The sequence below is a fragment of the Micromonospora sp. NPDC047467 genome, assembly GCF_040643095.1.
Classification (GTDB): domain Bacteria; phylum Actinomycetota; class Actinomycetes; order Mycobacteriales; family Micromonosporaceae; genus Micromonospora.
The window spans coordinates 376,450-391,832 of sequence record NZ_JBEYTO010000005.1; the positions used below are offsets into that span (position 1 = coordinate 376,450).

Sequence of the window (15,383 nt, forward strand, 5' to 3'; positions counted from 1 at the left end):
CTCCCCATGCGGGGAGGGCCGGCGTTGTCGCCTCTGGCCGCCCCGCCCGGCGTTTCACCCGATCCGGGCGAGGTTGACCGCGCGGCCGGCGGGGACCCGGGTGGGGACGTGCAACGCCGGCCGTGCGCGAAGCGAGCGCGCCGGGTGGGATCCCGACCCGGCCGACTGGGGAGGAGTGGACCCGATGGTGGACGCGACCACAAGGTTCTTCGAGGACCTGAACCGGCGGGGGTACGAGCCCCTGCTGGCAAAGACGTCCGGGACACTGCGGATCGACCTGCAGGAGGGGGCACAGACCCGACACTGGCTGCTGGCGATCGACCACGGTCGGCTGAACGTGACTCAGGACGACCGGGAGGCCGACACGGTGGTCGGGACCAGCCCGGCGCTGTTCGAGGACATCGTCTCCGGCCGCGAGCACGGCCTGGCCGCCCTGTTTCGCGGTGACGTGACGGTGTCGGGTGACGCCCGACTGGTGGTGCAGGTGGAGCGGATCTTCCCCGGGCCGCCGGATGCCCAAGGGCCGCGTCGCCGCTTCGTGGGGGAGGCGCACTGATGGGACAGAGCAACACGGTCCGGATCCTCGACGGCAACACGTTCGTCGTCTGCGAGGACACCGGTGACATCGAGGCGACGCCGAGCGAGCCGACCGGGCTTTTCTCCCTCGACACCCGGTTCCTGTCCACCTGGGTGCTGACCGTGAACGGTGAGCGGCTCAACTCGCTCTCCTTCGACGACCTCCAGTACTTCGAGTCGAGGTTCTTCCTCGTCCCGGGGATGGCCACGCACTACGTGGACGCGAAGCTGTCGATCATCCGCGAGCGCGCGGTCGGCGGCAGCTTCCGGGAGCATCTCACCATCCTCAACCACGACGAGAGACCGGTGGACCTGGAAATACGGATGGAGGCCGCGTCCGACTTCGCCGACCTGTTCCAGGTCAAGGACGAGATCCTGAACAAGAAGGGCGAGATCTACACCGAGGTCGAAGCGGAGCAGTTGCGGTTGGGCTACCGGCGGGGCAACTTCCGCCGGGAGACGGTCATCTCCTCGTCGATCGCGGCCCGGTACGACAGCAAGGGGTTCGCGTACACCGTGCACCTGGAGCCCAACGAACAGTGGAAAACCGCGATCGACGTCAAGACCCACGCGGTCGGACCCGGCGGTCGGGACCTGCGGATGGGGCTTCGAATCCATGGCAACGAGCGGCTCGCCCTCCAGCACGACCTGGAGCAGTGGATCGCGGACGCACCCAAGGTCAACAGTGAGCACGGTCGAGTGTCGGCCACCTACCGGCGCAGCCTCATCGACCTGGCGGCGCTGCGCTTCTCGCCGCTGTCGCTGGGCGGCGCCACCCTGCCCGCCGCCGGCCTGCCCTGGTTCATGACCATGTTCGGCCGGGACAGCATTCTCACCTGCCTGCAGACGCTGCCGTTCACCCCGCAGCTGTCGAAGACGACCCTGCGCATCCTGGCGTCCCTGCAGGGCAGCCGCTTCGACGACTTCCGGGACGAGGACCCGGGGCGGATCCTGCACGAGATGCGCTACGGGGAAACCGCGGCCTTCGAGGAGCAGCCGCACACGCCGTACTACGGCTCGGTGGACGCGACGCCCTTGTTCGTCGTGCTGCTCGACGAGTACGAGCGGTGGTCCGGCGACGCCGCCCTGGTCAAGGAGTTGGAGCGGGAGTCCCGGGCAGCGCTGCGGTGGATCGACAGCTACGCCGACCTGGTCGGCAGCGGCTACATCTGGTACGAGCGGCGCAACACCGAGACGGGCCTGGAGAACCAGTGCTGGAAGGACTCCTGGGACTCGATCTCCTACTCCGACGGGACGCTGCCGCCCTTCCCCCGCGCCACCTGCGAGGTGCAGGGGTACGCGTACGACGCGAAGATCCGCGGGGCGCGGCTGGCCCGGGAGTTCTGGGACGACCCGAAGTTCGCCGAGGAGTTGGAGCGGGAGGCGGCGGAGCTGAAGGAGCGGTTCAACCGGGACTGGTGGGTCGCCGAGGGCGGATACTACGCGCTCGCCCTGGACCCGGACGGCCGCCAGTGTGACGTCCTCAGCTCCAACATCGGGCACCTGTTGTGGAGCGGGATCGTCGATCCCGCGCGGGCGGAGCAGGTCGCGCAACACCTGGTGGGACCTCGTCTCTTCTCCGGCTGGGGCGTCCGGACCCTGGCCGAGGGGGAGGCCCGGTACAACCCGATCGGCTACCACAACGGCACGATCTGGCCGTTCGACAACTCCTTCATCGCCTGGGGTCTGCGCCGGTACGGGTTCGCCGAGGAGGCCGCGACCATCGCCAACGGCATGCTGGACGCGGCCACGTACTTCGACGGGCGACTGCCGGAGGCGTTCGGCGGCTACCCGCGGGAGCTGACGAAGTTCCCGGTGGAGTATCCGACGGCGTGCAGCCCTCAGGCGTGGTCGACCGGTACGCCGCTGCTGTTGCTGCGGACCATGCTCGGCCTGGAGCCCCACGAGGGGCACCTGGCGGTCGAGCCACGGCTGCCGGTGGGGATGGGCCGCATCGAGGTGCTGGACATCCCGGGCCGGTGGGGTCGGGTGGACGCGTTCGCGCGGGGTCGGCTCGACCTGAACAACCTCGCCGACTGAGCCACCAGTCACGAACCGGCGGCGGCGCGAGCAACCCGCGCCGCCGCCGCCCGCCACCCAGCCGACCCACAGTCGGGCACGGTAGATTCTGCGAATGCCGGAGCTCGTGTACCCGCCCGTTATCGCCACCGCCAAGACGCTGTTCCGGGTCCTCGACCTGAAGATCAATATTGAGGGCGCCCACCACGTACCCCGCACCGGCGGGGCGGTGTTGGCCAGCAACCACGTCAGCTACCTCGACTTCATCTTCGCGGGCCTCGGTGCGAACCCGTCGGGTCGGCTGGTCCGGTTCATGGCCAAGCACTCGGTCTTCGAGCACCGGATCGGCGGGCCGTTGATGCGCGGGATGAAGCACATTCCGGTGGACCGTGAGGCCGGCGCGGCATCGTTCCGCGCGGCGGTGGACGCGCTCAAGCGCGGCGAGGTGGTCGGCGTCTTCCCGGAGGCCACGATCAGCCGGTCGTTCACGGTCAAGGAGCTCAAGAGCGGCACCGTCCGGATGGCCCGTTCGGCGAAGGTGCCGGTGCTGCCGGTCGCGGTGTGGGGCACTCAGCGGCTCTGGACGAAGGGTCGCCCGCGCACGCTTACCCGTCGGCACACGCCGATCACGATCCTGGTGGGCGAGCCGATCGAGCCGGCCGACTTCCGGGATCCGAACGTGCTGGCCGCCGAGCTGACGACCCGGCTCACGGCGCTCGTCGACCGGGCCCAGCGGGAGTACCCGGACGCGCCGGCCGGCCCGGACGACACCTGGTGGCTGCCGGCGCACCTGGGCGGCAGCGCCCCGACGCCGGAGGAGGCCGCCGCCATGGACGCCGCCGGAGAGCGCCGCACGCCTAGCGTCTGAGCGGCCGGCTCGGTGACCAGATCGTTCCGCAACCGGGCATGATGGTGTCTGCCGCCGCGGCGGCCGCCCGGCCAGGATCGGTGTCATGAGCAGAGCAGCACTCATCGTGATCGACGTCCAGGAATCGTTCCGGCAGCGCCCGATCTGGGCGCACGGCTCCAACCCCGACCTCGTCGGGCAGGTCGACCGGCTGGTCACCGCCGCCCGCGAGCGCGGCGACCTAGTGGTCTGGGTCCTGCACGCCGAGCCCGGCACGGGCGGCTTGTTCGACCCGGCGCGGGGCTATGTCCGCCTCCTCGACGGGCTGGCGCCGGTCGAGGGTGAGCCGAGGCTGGTGAAGACCGCGCACAACGCGTTCACCACCACCAACCTCCAGCAGCTGCTCACCCTGGCCGGTGTGTACGACCTCACCGTCTGTGGCATCCGTACCGAGCAGTGCGTCGAGACCACCACGAGGGTGGGCGCGGACCTCGGCTACCGGATGACCTTCGTCACCGACGCCACGCTGACCTTCCCCATCGCGCACTGGGACATGCCGGAGACGGCGACCGTCGAGGAGATCCTCGCCGACCCGCGCACTTTGACCGTCGAGGAGATCGTCACCCGCACCGAGTACGCGTTGGCCGGCCGCTTCGCGGCCATCCGTACCGTCGACGAGGTGACCGGCGTGACCCTCGCCGACGCCCGGGGCTGACCCGATGACCCGGGTCGTCTTCCTGCTGGTCCCGCAGTTGCACCTGCTGGACCTCGCCGGGCCGGCCCAGGTCTTCTCCAGCGCCGCCGATCTTGGCTACGACTACCGGCTGCACTACGTGGCCGAGCGGGAGCAGGTGCCCACCGTGCAGGGCGTACCCCTGGTCGCCGAGACCCGGTGGCCCGAGCTGACGCCGGACGACCTGCTGATCGTGCCCGGCTGGCGGCCGGCGGCGCACGGCCCGCAGGGGCCGGTGTCGCCGGTCGACCTGCGGCGCCTGGCCGGCCATCACGCATCCGGTGGCACCGTGGCCAGCGTCTGCGCCGGCGCGTACGCGCTGGGTCGCGCCGGGTTGCTCGACGGCCGGCGCTGCACGACCCACCACGAGGTGCAGGACGACCTGGCCCGCCGGTATCCGGCGGCCCGGGTGGCCCGCGACGTGCTGTACGTGGTCGACGACCGCGTGGTCACCTCGGCCGGCATCGCCAGCGGCATCGATGTGGCGCTGCACCTGGTGGCGACCCGGCACGGCCCGGCCACCGCTGCCCGGATCGCCCGCACGCTTGTCGTCTACGCCCGGCGCAACGGGCACGAGCCGCAGGCCAGCGCCATGATGCGACACCGCTTCCACCTGTCCGACGCGGTGCACCGCGTGCAGGACGTGATCGACACCCGGTACGCCGAGCCCCTGCCGTTGGCCGAGCTGGCCACCGCCGGTGGCGTGGCGGAGCGGACACTGACCCGGCTGTTCCGTGCGGCCACCGGGCTCACCCCGCTCGGCTACCAGCAGTCGCTGCGGGTGGAACGCGCCGAGCACCTGATCGGGCACGGCGCGACGGTGGAGGCCGCCGCGCGCACCGTCGGCTTCACCGACGCCCGGATGCTGCGCCGCCTGCGAACCCGTCCCAGGAGCTCGAATCCGGCCCCGAGCGGTAGTAGTCGTCCCGGGAGCGGAACTCCACCGGCAGTGAACCGGGCAGGGTGATCCGGGTCTCCCCGGCGAGCAACGCGGGGCCGGCCCGCAGCAGCAACACGTCGCGCTCCTGCGCCGAGAGGTCCACGAGCTCCGGGCGGGTGAGCCGGAACAGGGCCACCGCCCGGCGGATCTGCCGGGCCAGCGCGATGAGCTCACCGAATGACCCGCCGAGGGCCAGCGCCGGCTGCTGGATGGTGCGCAGCGCGTCGCAGACGATCAGCAACTCCGCCGGATCGGTCGGCGCGAGCTCCAGCCGGGACGGCCACTGCCAGCGGACCTGCCCGGTCATCAGGCCGGTCAGCCGGCTCCCGGGCCGGGACCGGGGCGTGTTGTCGCCGGCGACCAGGGACAGCTGGGAGCCGGTGCCCACCCAGCAGATCCGCTGGTCGGTGACAGTCACCGAGACCGCGCCGGGAAGCTGCCAGCCGAGCCGCGCGTCCGTCGGCCCGAGCAGATAGCCGGCAACCAACAGCCGGTGCCGGCCGAGCACCTTCTCACCGGGCAGCGGGCGCATGTCGTAGTGCCGGTCCAGAACCGGACCCGCATCGTCGTCCGGTGCGTCGAACCGGTGTGGACCGATGAAGAAGGGGGACGCGTCGGTATGCATCGTCACGACCTCCCGGTCAGCTGGCTGTGCGTCTGAGCCTCGCGGATCACGGGGCCACTGTCATGACGGTCGTTAGGGGGTCGGCCGGTCGTGCATCGCCTGTGACCGGTAGATGCCGATCTCCTCCGGGCGGACTAGCCCGTCCTCGATCGCACGGGCGAGCAGCGCCGCCTTTGTGGCGGCCGGTCGCCCCGCACGGGTGTACTTGATCCGCGCACGGTCCACGTACTGCTTCACGGTGTGTTCGCTGATCCGCATCCGCCGGGCCACCGACGCCTTCGACATCGACTGGAACCAGAGCAGCAGCGCCTCACGCTCCTTGTCGGACAGCACGGGCCGGTCCGGCCTCGGATCACCGACCATCGCGCCGGCCAGCGCCGGTGGCACGTACGGGCGGTCGCTCGCCGCCGCCAGCACGGTCTCCACGCAGTGTTCCCGGCCCTCGTGTTTGGCCAGGAACGCCACCGCCCCGGCGTCCAGCGCGGCGAGCATCGTCTCCGGATCGGTGTGCTCCGAGTAGACGACCACCCGCCGGCCGGCGGCACTCAACTCGGCCAGCTTGTCCAGCGCCATCCGGCCGTGCAGCCGCAGGTCGAGCAGGACGACGTCGGCGTCCGGCGCCGCGCGCAGCACCTCGTCCGGGTCGTCGCCGGTGGCCAGCACGGTCAGACGCGGCTCGGAGGCCAGCCAGGCGCGGACCCCGTCGACGACCACCGGGTGGTCGTCGACGATCGCCACCCCGACCGGCCGGTCGCCGGTCACTTCCGCCACCGGGTCTGCGCCCATCTGATGTCCCCGTCCCGTTCGTAGAGGTGCTGTACCGGCCCGTGGTCGTACTCCCCGGGCGGTGGGCCGGTCGCCTCCGGCCCTTCCTGGTCCGGCGTGACCAGGCTGATCACCACCTCGTCGGGGCCGGAGACGACGGTCAGCCGAGCCCATCCCTGTGCGTCGGCCAGGTGCCCGGCGAGCGGGTCGGCCAGCCGACGGCGGATCTCGACCGGCAGCGGCGGCGGACTGCCGATGGTGACCAGGTCGATCGGTAGCCCGTTGCGTTCAGCCAGGTCGGCGGCGGCCCGCAGCTCGTGCAGCAGCGGGTCGGGCACGTCGTCGGACTCGGCGATCATGCGGCGTAATCGGGCCGCCGCCAGGACGCACCGCCGCTGCACCTCCGGGTCGTCCGGGTCGGCCGTGCCGTCGGCCAGCTCACCGAGCACCCGCCCGGCCGCCGCGCCGGCCAGGGCGAGCCGGTCGCGGCGCTCCCGACGGCCCCGCTCGGCGGCGGCCCGTTCGGCGGCCATCGTGTGCATCGCAGTGGCCGTGGCGGCCCGGTCCCGGGCCAACCCGACGATCGTCGTGCCGCCCACGAAGACCGCCACCTGGAGGGAGAAGGTGCCGTAGACGTACATGGTGAATCGGGCCAGGTCGGCGGTGCCGGGGCCGTGGGCGAGGACGGCGACCAGCGCGATAAACGTGTGCGCGGTCAGGAGCGCGATTAGCCCGACGACCCGGCGGCCCCACAGCATGAGCACGAAGAACCAGCCGAGCGTGCTCCACACCCAGTTGGGGGCACCGAACAGGTGCTGTTCACCGACCGCGGCGAAGACCGCCGCGTCGGCGGCGAGCAGCAGCCCGGCGAGCGGCCACGGCGGCAGCGGCGTACCCCGCAGCAGCAGGATGCCGGCCGCCGCGCCGGCCACGGCGACCAGCCCCCAACAGCCGAGCACGACCGCCGGCGCGGCGAACTCCGTGCGTACGCCCAGCACCGCCGGGAGCCCGATCGCGACATGCCAGGCCCACGCGATGCCGACGACAACGATCCGGGCACCTCGGTCCGAGGCCCGCGCCACGGCCGCCGGCGCGGCGAGCGCCGCCGCCTCCCGGGGCTCCGACGCCGTGCCGTACTGCTGCTGGGGGTCCGGTGCCGCGCGGGTGGCGGTGCGGTCCGTTGGGACATCGAGGTCAGCCGACACCGGGCCACTCCAGTCGGATCCGGGTGCCCGCACCGGGCGCGGAACGCACCTCGGCCCGCCCGCCGACCGCCGCCATCCGGCCGTGGATCGACTCGCGCAGCCCGTACCGGTGCGGTGGGACGGTGGCCGGGTCGAACCCGGGGCCGTCGTCGACGACCTCGGCCACGACGGCTACCGCGTCGCGGGTCAGCCGCAGCGTGGCACGCGCGCCGGGCGCGTGCCGATCCACGTTGGACAGCGCCGCGTAGGCGCTCTCGGTGATCGCGTCGGCCACCCCGGCGGGCACCGCGCACGCCGCCAGGTCCATGCTCACCCGCAGGTCGGGCAGCCGGTCGGGCACCGTCCGCAGGCGACCGTCGAGGGACACCGGGCCGTCGCCGGGCGCCGGGCCGCTGTCGGTCAACGCGACGAGGGTACGCAGGTCGGCCGCGCACCGGTCGCGGAAAGCGGCGGACGGGCCGGCCACCGCGCCGAGCCCCACCATCGTCAGCGTGCCGAGCACGGTGTCGTGCAGGTCGCGATTCTGCTGCCGCTCCGCCTCCCGGGCCGTCCGGGCGACCAACGCCTCCCGGGTCAGCCGCTGGTGCTCGGCGAACGCCTGGTCCGCCCGCCCGATCCGGCGGCGCATCACCGTCGTCATCAGGGCCGTGACGGCCGTCTGCACCACCAGGGTTGTGGCGTGCGCCCGCGCCTCGGTGACGTTGCCGGCCGCCTGCGTGCCGATGACGTACGTGACGGTGACCAGCAGCCCGGCCGGGACTGACCAGCGGGCGAGGGCGGTGGCCTGGGCGTTGATCACCGTGGTGCTGGCCAGCACCGCGATCCAACTGCCCTCGCCGGGCAGCACCTCGGGTGCCACCAGCCGGGGGATGAGCAGGCAGGCCGCCGCGGTGATCGCGACGTCACCGGCGACCAGGGCCGGGGTGATGCCGTGGCGCAGCGCGCGGAGGCCGTACCAGAGCGACCATCCGGTCAGCACGGCCACGGCGGGCCACAGCAGGGCCGGCTCGACCGGTGGGGTACGCACCGACAGCGCCACCGCCGCACCGACCAGCCCACAGGTCAGCCGCAGCAGCGCGGGCAACGTGGTGAAGATGAGACCGAACGCGCCACCCGCCGGATTGTCCAGCGCGGGAGGCGGCACGGTCGGGGCGGCTGACGCCGGCATCGGGAGGTGTCCTTCCGACAACGACCCGGTCCGGGTCCGCGCGGCGGAGATCGACATCGGAGAATAGCATGGCGGACTGTGAGTGTTCACCCACTGTCCGCATGGTGTCTCTTTATCGTGACGCTCCGCTGTCAGGGCTGGTGCTGATCTCGCCCGATTGCCGTACAAGGTCGGTCACGCCGCCGCCGGGCGTCCCCGAGGGGAACCCGATGCCGCCACAGCCCGTCCGAGCGTGGTGGCGGCGAGATGGAGGGTCGAGATGCGCTCGGGTCGAACGGCACTGGCGGCGGCTCTGCTCGGTGTGGCACTGAGCGGCTGTGCGGGCTCCGGCACCGGGCCGAACGGAGTGGACGATCCCGGCCCCGCCCAGATCGCGGACAGGTGGACCTCCTGCGCCGAGGCCGCACCCCAGGCCGGCACCGTGCTGCCCGCCCCACCGGCACCGGACGGGTCGGCGTCCCCGGCCCCGGAAGGTTTGGTGTCCCCGACCCCGACCGAGCCGGCGGTCGGACGGATCGATCCCGCGTTCACCCCGGTCGCCGCCGTGCTCTGCGGCCGGGAGTTCCGGCCCGGTCCCGGTGGCGGCCAGGAACAGGTGGCCACCGAACGACGCGCCGACGAGATCGCGTCGCTGGTCGCCGCGCTGCGGCTGCCGGACCAGCGGGCGGACAGGGACGTCGCCTGCACCCTCGACCTGCTCGTGCCGCCCTGGCTGGCCCTGCTCGACGAGCAGGGTCGCTGGCTGCGGCCGTACCTGCCGATGGACTCCTGCCGTAAACCTCGCGCGGAGGTGCGCGCGGCGTTGGACGGGCTGCGCCTGACCACGGCCGCGCTGCTCGGGCCGATCTGAGCCAGCACCCCGCTCTCTCGCCGGCCGGTCGGTGCCGGGCCCGGCTCAGTCGATCGGTAGCACCGATGGGCCGCCGTTGGCGATCGACCGCTTGACCGTTCCGCCGCCGGACCAGAAGTAGCAGCGCACACCTCGGTCGCCGCGCGCCCACAACTCCTGGGAGGGGAAGCGGTACGTCGTGCCGGTGCGGTAACGCAGGTTGGCGTCGACGGGCACCTTGGCGTAGCGGGCGACCACGGTGCGGCAGGCGGAATGAATCGCGGCCTCGTCACGGACGGCGTCCTCGTAGGAGCGGTCCGGGGCGGTCCAGATGCCGACGAACTCGTACTGGTGCGCCGTGGTGCAGCCAGCCGGCAGCAACCGGCCCCACTCGTCCTCGTTCATGCAGCCGTACGTCAGCGGGGAGCGGCTGCCCACCGCGTTGCGCAGCGTGCTGGCCCGGTGGATGGCCCGGTCGGTGTCGCCGTTGGCGCCGTCCACCTCGTCCAGCTCGAAGATGTCGCACCGGTACCAGCGGCTGCCGCCCGCCCAGCCGGCCGGTGAGGTCGGCGCGACCTGCACGGAGAGTCGGGCGCTGCGCCACTCACCGCCGACGAACTCCTTGGCGCGGGTGTCGCAGTCGGCGAAGGTGGCGCGCATCGCTGCCGACTCCACCGGCGGCGGGGTGCTTCGGGCAGCCAGCGCGCCGGTGAAGGTGCCGACGTGGAACGTCTCCACCAGGTGGGTCTTCGTGCAGTCCACCGGGGCGTAGGTGGCCAGGTACCCGCTCGCCTCGGGATCGACGTGGCACTCGCCGGCCTTCGGCGTGAACTGCTGCGCCTGGGCCATCGGTCGCCAGTCGTCGGACAGGTCGCCGTCCGTGCCGGCCGGCGTGCCGCAGCCCGCCAACGCCACCGTGATGAACGCAGCCGCGAGCGCTGCCTTGACGTGCCGTCGCATGTGAATCTCCCCGTGGCCCCCGTGCCGACGCGCGCAGCATATGGCACCGGAGCGACGAGTTGGCACCGGCTTTCGGGCGCGCCGCCGACCTCGATGAACGAGGTCGGCGGCGGTCGTCGCGGCGTGCTGTTCGGTTGGCGGGTCAGGCGGCGAGCTGTCGCCGTACCGTGTCGGCATCCATCAGGTACCACATGTGCTTGAACTTGCCGTCCTGGACCTGGTAGAAGGCGGTTTCGGCGAACCTCACGGACTTTCCGGTGGGGGCCAGGCCGTTCCACTCCTGGACCGGCGTTCCGGTGTCGATCAGGCGGGCGGCTACCCGGTCGCCTTCGACGATGAGTTCCTGGATCTCCCAGTGGAGGTCCGGCACCGCGTCGACGTGCTTGTAGAACTCGGCGACCATGTCGGCCATCTTGACCGGCGTGCCGTTCATGATCACCTCCTCGTGGGCGAAGTCGGCCATGCTGTCGAACTCGCGCTTGTTCGCCAGTTCGACGTACCGCAGGTAGAAGTCGCGCAGTTCCTGAGTGGTCATGCCCGAACCCGTCGCGTTGGTGCTCATGATCAGTCTTCCCGTTCTGTCGGTGCCGGCTGGTTGATCCAGGTCGGCCGGCTGGAGTGGACCCTCGTCCATGTTTTGTACCGCTCGGTAGTGTCAACCATAACAGGTTCTGTACTGATCGGTAGTCAGGGTGGGTCAGGTCACAGCCACGCCCGCGCGTTTGCGGATGTCGAAGATGGTTGACGTGATGTAAACGATGTTTTACATTGGAGTGTGTAAAGAATCCTTGACACGGAGGGAGTGGGTGATGATCTGCGACGCCAATCGAGATGGACGTGTCGCCATGACGTTCGGGCAGAGGAACGCGTGGGTGTCCGCCATCGTCATGCCTGCGGCATCCATCGCGTACCTCGCCGTGGTCCTTCCCCGACTGGGTGACCAGCCCGCCGCGGAGGTCTCCTGGGTGGGGCCGATGCTGTGGACGATCGGCGCGACGGTCATCGGCACCATCGTGGGGACCATCCTCATCTCGATCGCGGCGGCCATCGCCAACCGGGACGTGGAGTCCAAAGCGGACGTGCGCGACAGGCAGATCGACCGCTACGGCGACCGCCTGGCCCAGGCCATCACCGCCTTCGGTGGCGCGGTCGTCCTGGCGCTGGTGATGCTCGAAGTGGATCACTTCTGGATCGGCAACGCCCTGTTCCTGATCGGCGCCATCGGAGCGACGTGGGGGGCCGTCGCGAAGATCCGCGCGTACCACGGTGTCTTCCATGGTTAGACCGACCCGCGTCACCAACCGGATCCGGGCTCTCCGGTTCGCCAGCGACGAGATGACCCAGGCCGACCTGGCCGAGCGCGTCGGTGTCACCCGGCAGACGGTCATCGCCATCGAGCAGGGGCGCTACTCGCCATCGCTGGAGATGGCGTTCCAGATCGCCCGGGCGTTCGGCGTGCCACTGGACGAGGTCTTCCAATACCCCGAGGAGTAGGCGGTTCGGGGCCGACATGGCAACGAGAGGACGATCATGAGCAGTCGTGACAGGTTGAGGGTCTGCGTCGTCGGAGCCTCGGGAAAACTCGGCCGGTACATGGTGCGGCACGCGCTGGACAGGGGCTACGAGGTCGTCGGCGTGTGCCGCGAGGGCAGCGTGGGCAAACTGGACGAGTTCAAGGACCGCATCACCGTCGTCGAGGGGCCGACGAACGACCGTGACGTCATCGGGCGGGCGGTCGCCGGGTGCGACGGTGTGCTCACCGTCCTGGTCCCCTGGGGCGTGCACGGCTACGCGACGGGCACGGCGCGGGCGGTCCTGGACCACGCCGATCCGGGAGCACGCCTGGTCTTCTCGTGCGGCTGGCACATCACGCGCGACGGTCAGGACGTGTACCCGTGGACGCTCAGGGCGTTCGTCAAAGTCTTCGGTGTGCTCGCGCGGCTGGCCCGCTTCGCCGACATCCGCGACCAGGTGGAGGCGTGCCGGCAGATCTTCGCCAGCGACACCCGGTGGACGGTCGTGCGCGGCAGTGACCTTGAGGAGGGCGAGAGTCAGGGCCTACCCGTGTGGAGCCGGCACGTTGGTGATCCCGTACTCAAGAGCAACATCACGCGCCGCGCGGATTTCGCCCTGTTCATGGTGGACGCGCTGACGAACGACGAACTGGTCCACGAGGCGCCGGCGATCGTCGGCTGCCGGACGCCCTCGGCGTTGGCCGCATAGGGTCCGGCCTGCGCTGCGCTCTACGACTGGGTGATCCGGTCACGCAGCCAGGAGTTGACACCGCTGAGCGCCGTACCGGCGATTGCCGTGGGGTGGCCCGTGAAGCCGTGCGGCGACTCGGGGTAGATGCGGACCTCCACGTCGTTGCCGGCCGCCGCCAACCGGCCAGCCAGCGCCCACCGCTCAAGCAGCGCCAGGACGTAGGCACGGATGCGCGGGGGTCGGCGGAAGTTCCTCACCCTCCATGTACGTGGCGTAGAGCTGGTCGTAGGCCACACCCGCAGCGCCGTCGTCGGCAGGCAGCTCGCCCTCCCAGACCGCCAAGTCGTAACTCATGCCGGCAGTCTGCCCGCTGTGCCCGACGCGGCGGTAGACACCGGCGGGCTGACGTTGGCTGACCTGCGCATTACGAGACCAAGTTGACCGCTATGGCGACCTGGCGTCGGGGATCCCAGCAGCGGAAATGCTTCGCGACACCTCACACTTCTCTGTTGCTGTCCGTCGGCCTCCTGCGGACTGGATGCGGACCGGCGACGAGGACGGCGGTGGACAGGTCGGCCCTATGCTCTCGGCATGGCAACGGAGCATGGGTTCATCAACCTAGATCAGAGAGAGGGTGATCCTGCCGGATCGGACGAGAGTCCGGGTGAGCGCATGCCGTCCAGACAACGTGTGGCGCTGTACCTCGTCGGTACCTTCGCTCTCGGTGCGGCGCTTGGCGGTGTCGGTGTTGCCAAGTTCCAGGAACGCCGCGAACAACAGGCACAGTCGGCCACGGTCGCGGTCAACGCTCTGGCCGGCCCAACCAGCGGGGGCACTGGACGCGACGGGAATGCTCAGGTGGACGCCCAGCTCACGGTGGTGAATGCTGGTTCCATACCGGTCATGGTCCGTTTCGTTGGAGCTCAGGAGACGGGCGTGCTGGTGCGTGACACCGGCCAGTCACTGTTGTTGGTCCCGGGCAGCACAGGCGGGATAGACGTCCGGCTGATGGTTGATTGCCGCATGGCCAGCCCGAATCCTCTGCCGATGCGCTTCTCGGTGCAGACCCCCGACCAGCAAACCGCCGAGCTCACCATGCCGGTTCAAGTAAGCGCTTGGCGCGAGCGCGCCGACGCACTCTGTAACGCCTCGCCTGCGGCGACGGAGTGACTGGCTGTATCCAGGAAGCGGATCTCCTCGTTGGGCATTCGTAGACCGTCCAGCCTCTGTGGTGCCCGGCGAGGTGATCCGCGGCGGCATCTGCCGGAGATCGAACGGGCCGCCGTGGACGAGGCCGCGAAGCACCTCTTCGGCTGACTTGGCTGTACAGAGGCCGTGGTGATCGTCTCGACCGGGAGCGGAAAGCCGCTGACCTGCGGTGACGGTGGTGCGCCCGGCAGGATTCGAACCTGCGGCCTTGGGATTAGAAGTCCCCTGCTCTATCCGCTGAGCTACGGGCGCGCGGCGTGGTTGTACGCGCCAAGAGGGTACCGCCGCCCCACCTCGCCGCGGGGAAAAGGGTGCTCGCGTCCACGTCGCCGAGCAGAGTCTCACGACGGCCGGGTGGTGGGCATCCGGGTTCCCGCCGATCGGCCCGGCGTTGGCCCGTACCCTCGGCTGGTGTTGCTGGACCCCGACGCCGAGAGCGGCGTCGCCTACGAGCTGTGCCAGATCGTCGGGCGCGCCATCCTGCCGTACCGGTTAACGGACGCCACTGACCAGCGCTTCGGCACGGCGTTCTTCTTCCAGGGCAGCGACGACCCGGTGGGGGAGTCGCTGCTGACGGCGGCCGACCTGGTCGGCGGCGCGGGTGGGGAGTTGGGCCTGCGGGCCAGCGTCACCGAGCCGGCCGGGGTGGCCCCGGGCGCCGTCGCGGCGGGTGAGATCAGGCCCGGCTGGGTCCGCTTCCCGGGCGACGGCGTCGCGGTGCTTGCAACCGGCGGCCTGCACCGCTACGCCGGTGACGGCGGCTGGCGGTGGCGGGTGCAGCCGGTTCCTGCCGAGATCGCCGCCGGGCCCGAGGTGGTCGCGCGCCTCACCGCCGCCGCCGGTTCCGCCTTCGTGCTGGCCCATGGGGTACGCGAGGACGGCTCCCGGCCGTTGGAGGTGGCGATCGAGCGGGTGGTCCGGGAGGGGGACATCGTGCGGATCACCACGGAGCTACCACTGGGGTACGTCGGAGCGCCGGTCTTTGTCGTGCAGGCCGACGCCACCGGGCACGTGTCGTTGTACTGCCTCGGCCTGGTGCTGCCCGGCGTCGACGGCCACCCGGTGGCGACCTTCGACCGGATCCGGGCCGTCATCCCTGCCACGCCCGGCGACGTCTGAGCTGTCGCTGTGCTGCCGGCCGAGCCGAGCAGCGCCGTGCTGGCGGGTCGACCGCGGACCGCCGGTGCTGGTGGGTCAGTCGTTGGCCGTCGCCCCGGCCCGATCGTCCGTCGGACGCCGGCTTTCGGGCAGCCGGTGCTCATCATCGGTCGAAGCGGTGCCGGTCGAAGCGGTGCCGGCCGG

The 15,383-nt window shown here is 71.1% G+C and carries 19 protein-coding genes and 1 tRNA gene; 11 read left to right on the forward strand and 9 right to left on the reverse strand.

Features of this window, described 5'->3' with window-relative positions; genetic code table 11:
- The first annotated feature begins 184 nt into the window (after nucleotides 1-184).
- From ABZ780_RS17165 to ABZ780_RS17185, 5 genes are all read left to right on the forward strand, one after another.
- Nucleotides 185-556, forward strand: coding sequence for an SCP2 sterol-binding domain-containing protein (locus ABZ780_RS17165; protein ID WP_357007974.1), 372 nt, complete (start codon nucleotides 185-187; stop codon nucleotides 554-556).
- The gene (locus tag ABZ780_RS17170) at nucleotides 556-2,616 is read left to right on the forward strand and encodes a glycogen debranching N-terminal domain-containing protein (protein ID WP_357007977.1); all 2,061 of its coding nucleotides are present in this window, start codon (nucleotides 556-558) and stop codon (nucleotides 2,614-2,616) included. Before ABZ780_RS17165 ends, ABZ780_RS17170 begins: the two co-directional genes overlap by 1 nt.
- A gap of 94 nt (nucleotides 2,617-2,710) precedes the next feature.
- Entirely contained in the window at nucleotides 2,711-3,463 is a 753-nt protein-coding gene (locus ABZ780_RS17175) for a lysophospholipid acyltransferase family protein (RefSeq protein ID WP_357007980.1), read from the forward strand.
- Between the two features lie 85 nt (nucleotides 3,464-3,548).
- A complete protein-coding gene (locus ABZ780_RS17180; RefSeq protein WP_357486579.1) occupies nucleotides 3,549-4,157 on the forward strand; it encodes an isochorismatase family protein in 609 nt (202 codons plus the stop codon).
- Between the two features lie 4 nt (nucleotides 4,158-4,161).
- Nucleotides 4,162-5,142, forward strand: a complete 981-nt coding sequence (locus tag ABZ780_RS17185; protein ID WP_357486581.1) for a DJ-1/PfpI family protein — start codon at nucleotides 4,162-4,164, stop codon at nucleotides 5,140-5,142.
- Here the strand turns inward: ABZ780_RS17185 and ABZ780_RS17190 are convergent.
- The 4 genes from ABZ780_RS17190 to ABZ780_RS17205 all read right to left on the reverse strand — a co-directional run bounded on the left by ABZ780_RS17190 (nucleotide 5,024) and on the right by ABZ780_RS17205 (nucleotide 8,878).
- Nucleotides 5,024-5,740 carry a hypothetical protein gene (locus ABZ780_RS17190; protein WP_357007987.1) on the reverse strand — a complete coding sequence of 239 codons (717 nt, stop codon included), beginning with the start codon at nucleotides 5,738-5,740 and terminating at the stop codon, nucleotides 5,024-5,026. The genes ABZ780_RS17185 and ABZ780_RS17190 overlap by 119 nt on opposite strands.
- A 72-nt stretch (nucleotides 5,741-5,812) precedes the next feature.
- Nucleotides 5,813-6,526 carry a response regulator transcription factor gene (locus ABZ780_RS17195; RefSeq protein ID WP_357007989.1) on the reverse strand — a complete coding sequence of 238 codons (714 nt, stop codon included), beginning with the start codon at nucleotides 6,524-6,526 and terminating at the stop codon, nucleotides 5,813-5,815.
- Nucleotides 6,499-7,710, reverse strand: a complete 1,212-nt coding sequence (locus ABZ780_RS17200; RefSeq protein ID WP_357486583.1) for a hypothetical protein — start codon at nucleotides 7,708-7,710, stop codon at nucleotides 6,499-6,501. Before ABZ780_RS17200 ends, ABZ780_RS17195 begins: the two co-directional genes overlap by 28 nt.
- Entirely contained in the window at nucleotides 7,700-8,878 is a 1,179-nt protein-coding gene (locus tag ABZ780_RS17205; protein WP_357486585.1) for an ATP-binding protein, read from the reverse strand. The genes ABZ780_RS17200 and ABZ780_RS17205 overlap by 11 nt, the downstream gene beginning before the upstream one ends.
- Nucleotides 8,879-9,137: 259 nt before the next feature.
- Between ABZ780_RS17205 and ABZ780_RS17210 the strand changes: the two genes are divergently transcribed.
- A complete protein-coding gene (locus ABZ780_RS17210) occupies nucleotides 9,138-9,728 on the forward strand; it encodes a hypothetical protein (RefSeq protein WP_357486587.1) in 591 nt (196 codons plus the stop codon).
- Between the two features lie 45 nt (nucleotides 9,729-9,773).
- Here the strand turns inward: ABZ780_RS17210 and ABZ780_RS17215 are convergent, their stop codons facing one another.
- Both ABZ780_RS17215 and ABZ780_RS17220 read right to left on the reverse strand, forming a co-directional pair.
- On the reverse strand, nucleotides 9,774-10,667 hold the full coding sequence (locus ABZ780_RS17215) for a septum formation family protein (protein ID WP_357486589.1): 894 nt from the start codon (nucleotides 10,665-10,667) through the stop codon (nucleotides 9,774-9,776).
- Nucleotides 10,668-10,809: 142 nt separating this feature from the next.
- Nucleotides 10,810-11,229: an ester cyclase gene (locus tag ABZ780_RS17220; protein WP_357486591.1), complete on the reverse strand. Its 420-nt coding sequence runs from the start codon at nucleotides 11,227-11,229 to the stop codon at nucleotides 10,810-10,812.
- Nucleotides 11,230-11,476: 247 nt separating this feature from the next.
- Here ABZ780_RS17220 and ABZ780_RS17225 point away from each other — a divergent pair, with 247 nt between their 5' ends.
- The 3 genes from ABZ780_RS17225 to ABZ780_RS17235 are packed head-to-tail and all read left to right on the forward strand — an operon-like array spanning nucleotide 11,477 to nucleotide 12,890.
- Nucleotides 11,477-11,950, forward strand: coding sequence for a hypothetical protein (locus ABZ780_RS17225; protein WP_357008005.1), 474 nt, complete (start codon nucleotides 11,477-11,479; stop codon nucleotides 11,948-11,950).
- A complete protein-coding gene (locus ABZ780_RS17230) occupies nucleotides 11,943-12,161 on the forward strand; it encodes a helix-turn-helix transcriptional regulator (protein WP_357008008.1) in 219 nt (72 codons plus the stop codon). The genes ABZ780_RS17225 and ABZ780_RS17230 overlap by 8 nt, the downstream gene beginning before the upstream one ends.
- Nucleotides 12,162-12,197: 36 nt before the next feature.
- Nucleotides 12,198-12,890, forward strand: coding sequence for an NAD(P)H-binding protein (locus tag ABZ780_RS17235; RefSeq protein WP_357008010.1), 693 nt, complete (start codon nucleotides 12,198-12,200; stop codon nucleotides 12,888-12,890).
- Nucleotides 12,891-12,910: 20 nt separating this feature from the next.
- Here ABZ780_RS17235 and ABZ780_RS17240 read toward each other — a convergent pair whose 3' ends face one another.
- Nucleotides 12,911-13,129, reverse strand: a complete 219-nt coding sequence (locus tag ABZ780_RS17240; protein ID WP_357008012.1) for a hypothetical protein — start codon at nucleotides 13,127-13,129, stop codon at nucleotides 12,911-12,913.
- Nucleotides 13,074-13,226 (reverse strand): hypothetical protein, encoded by a 153-nt coding sequence (locus ABZ780_RS17245; RefSeq protein ID WP_357008014.1) that lies wholly within the window; start codon nucleotides 13,224-13,226, stop codon nucleotides 13,074-13,076. The genes ABZ780_RS17240 and ABZ780_RS17245 overlap by 56 nt, the downstream gene beginning before the upstream one ends.
- 237 nt (nucleotides 13,227-13,463) lie before the next feature.
- On the opposite strand from ABZ780_RS17245, the gene ABZ780_RS17250 reads away from it, so the two are divergent.
- Nucleotides 13,464-14,042 carry a hypothetical protein gene (locus tag ABZ780_RS17250; RefSeq protein ID WP_357008016.1) on the forward strand — a complete coding sequence of 193 codons (579 nt, stop codon included), beginning with the start codon at nucleotides 13,464-13,466 and terminating at the stop codon, nucleotides 14,040-14,042.
- A 215-nt stretch (nucleotides 14,043-14,257) separates the two neighbouring features.
- On the opposite strand, the gene ABZ780_RS17255 is transcribed toward ABZ780_RS17250, so the two are convergent.
- Nucleotides 14,258-14,333: transfer RNA gene (locus ABZ780_RS17255), tRNA-Arg, on the reverse strand.
- Between the two features lie 159 nt (nucleotides 14,334-14,492).
- On the opposite strand from ABZ780_RS17255, the gene ABZ780_RS17260 reads away from it, so the two are divergent.
- On the forward strand, nucleotides 14,493-15,200 hold the full coding sequence (locus ABZ780_RS17260) for a hypothetical protein (RefSeq protein ID WP_357008019.1): 708 nt from the start codon (nucleotides 14,493-14,495) through the stop codon (nucleotides 15,198-15,200).
- Nucleotides 15,201-15,383: the final 183 nt, after the last annotated feature.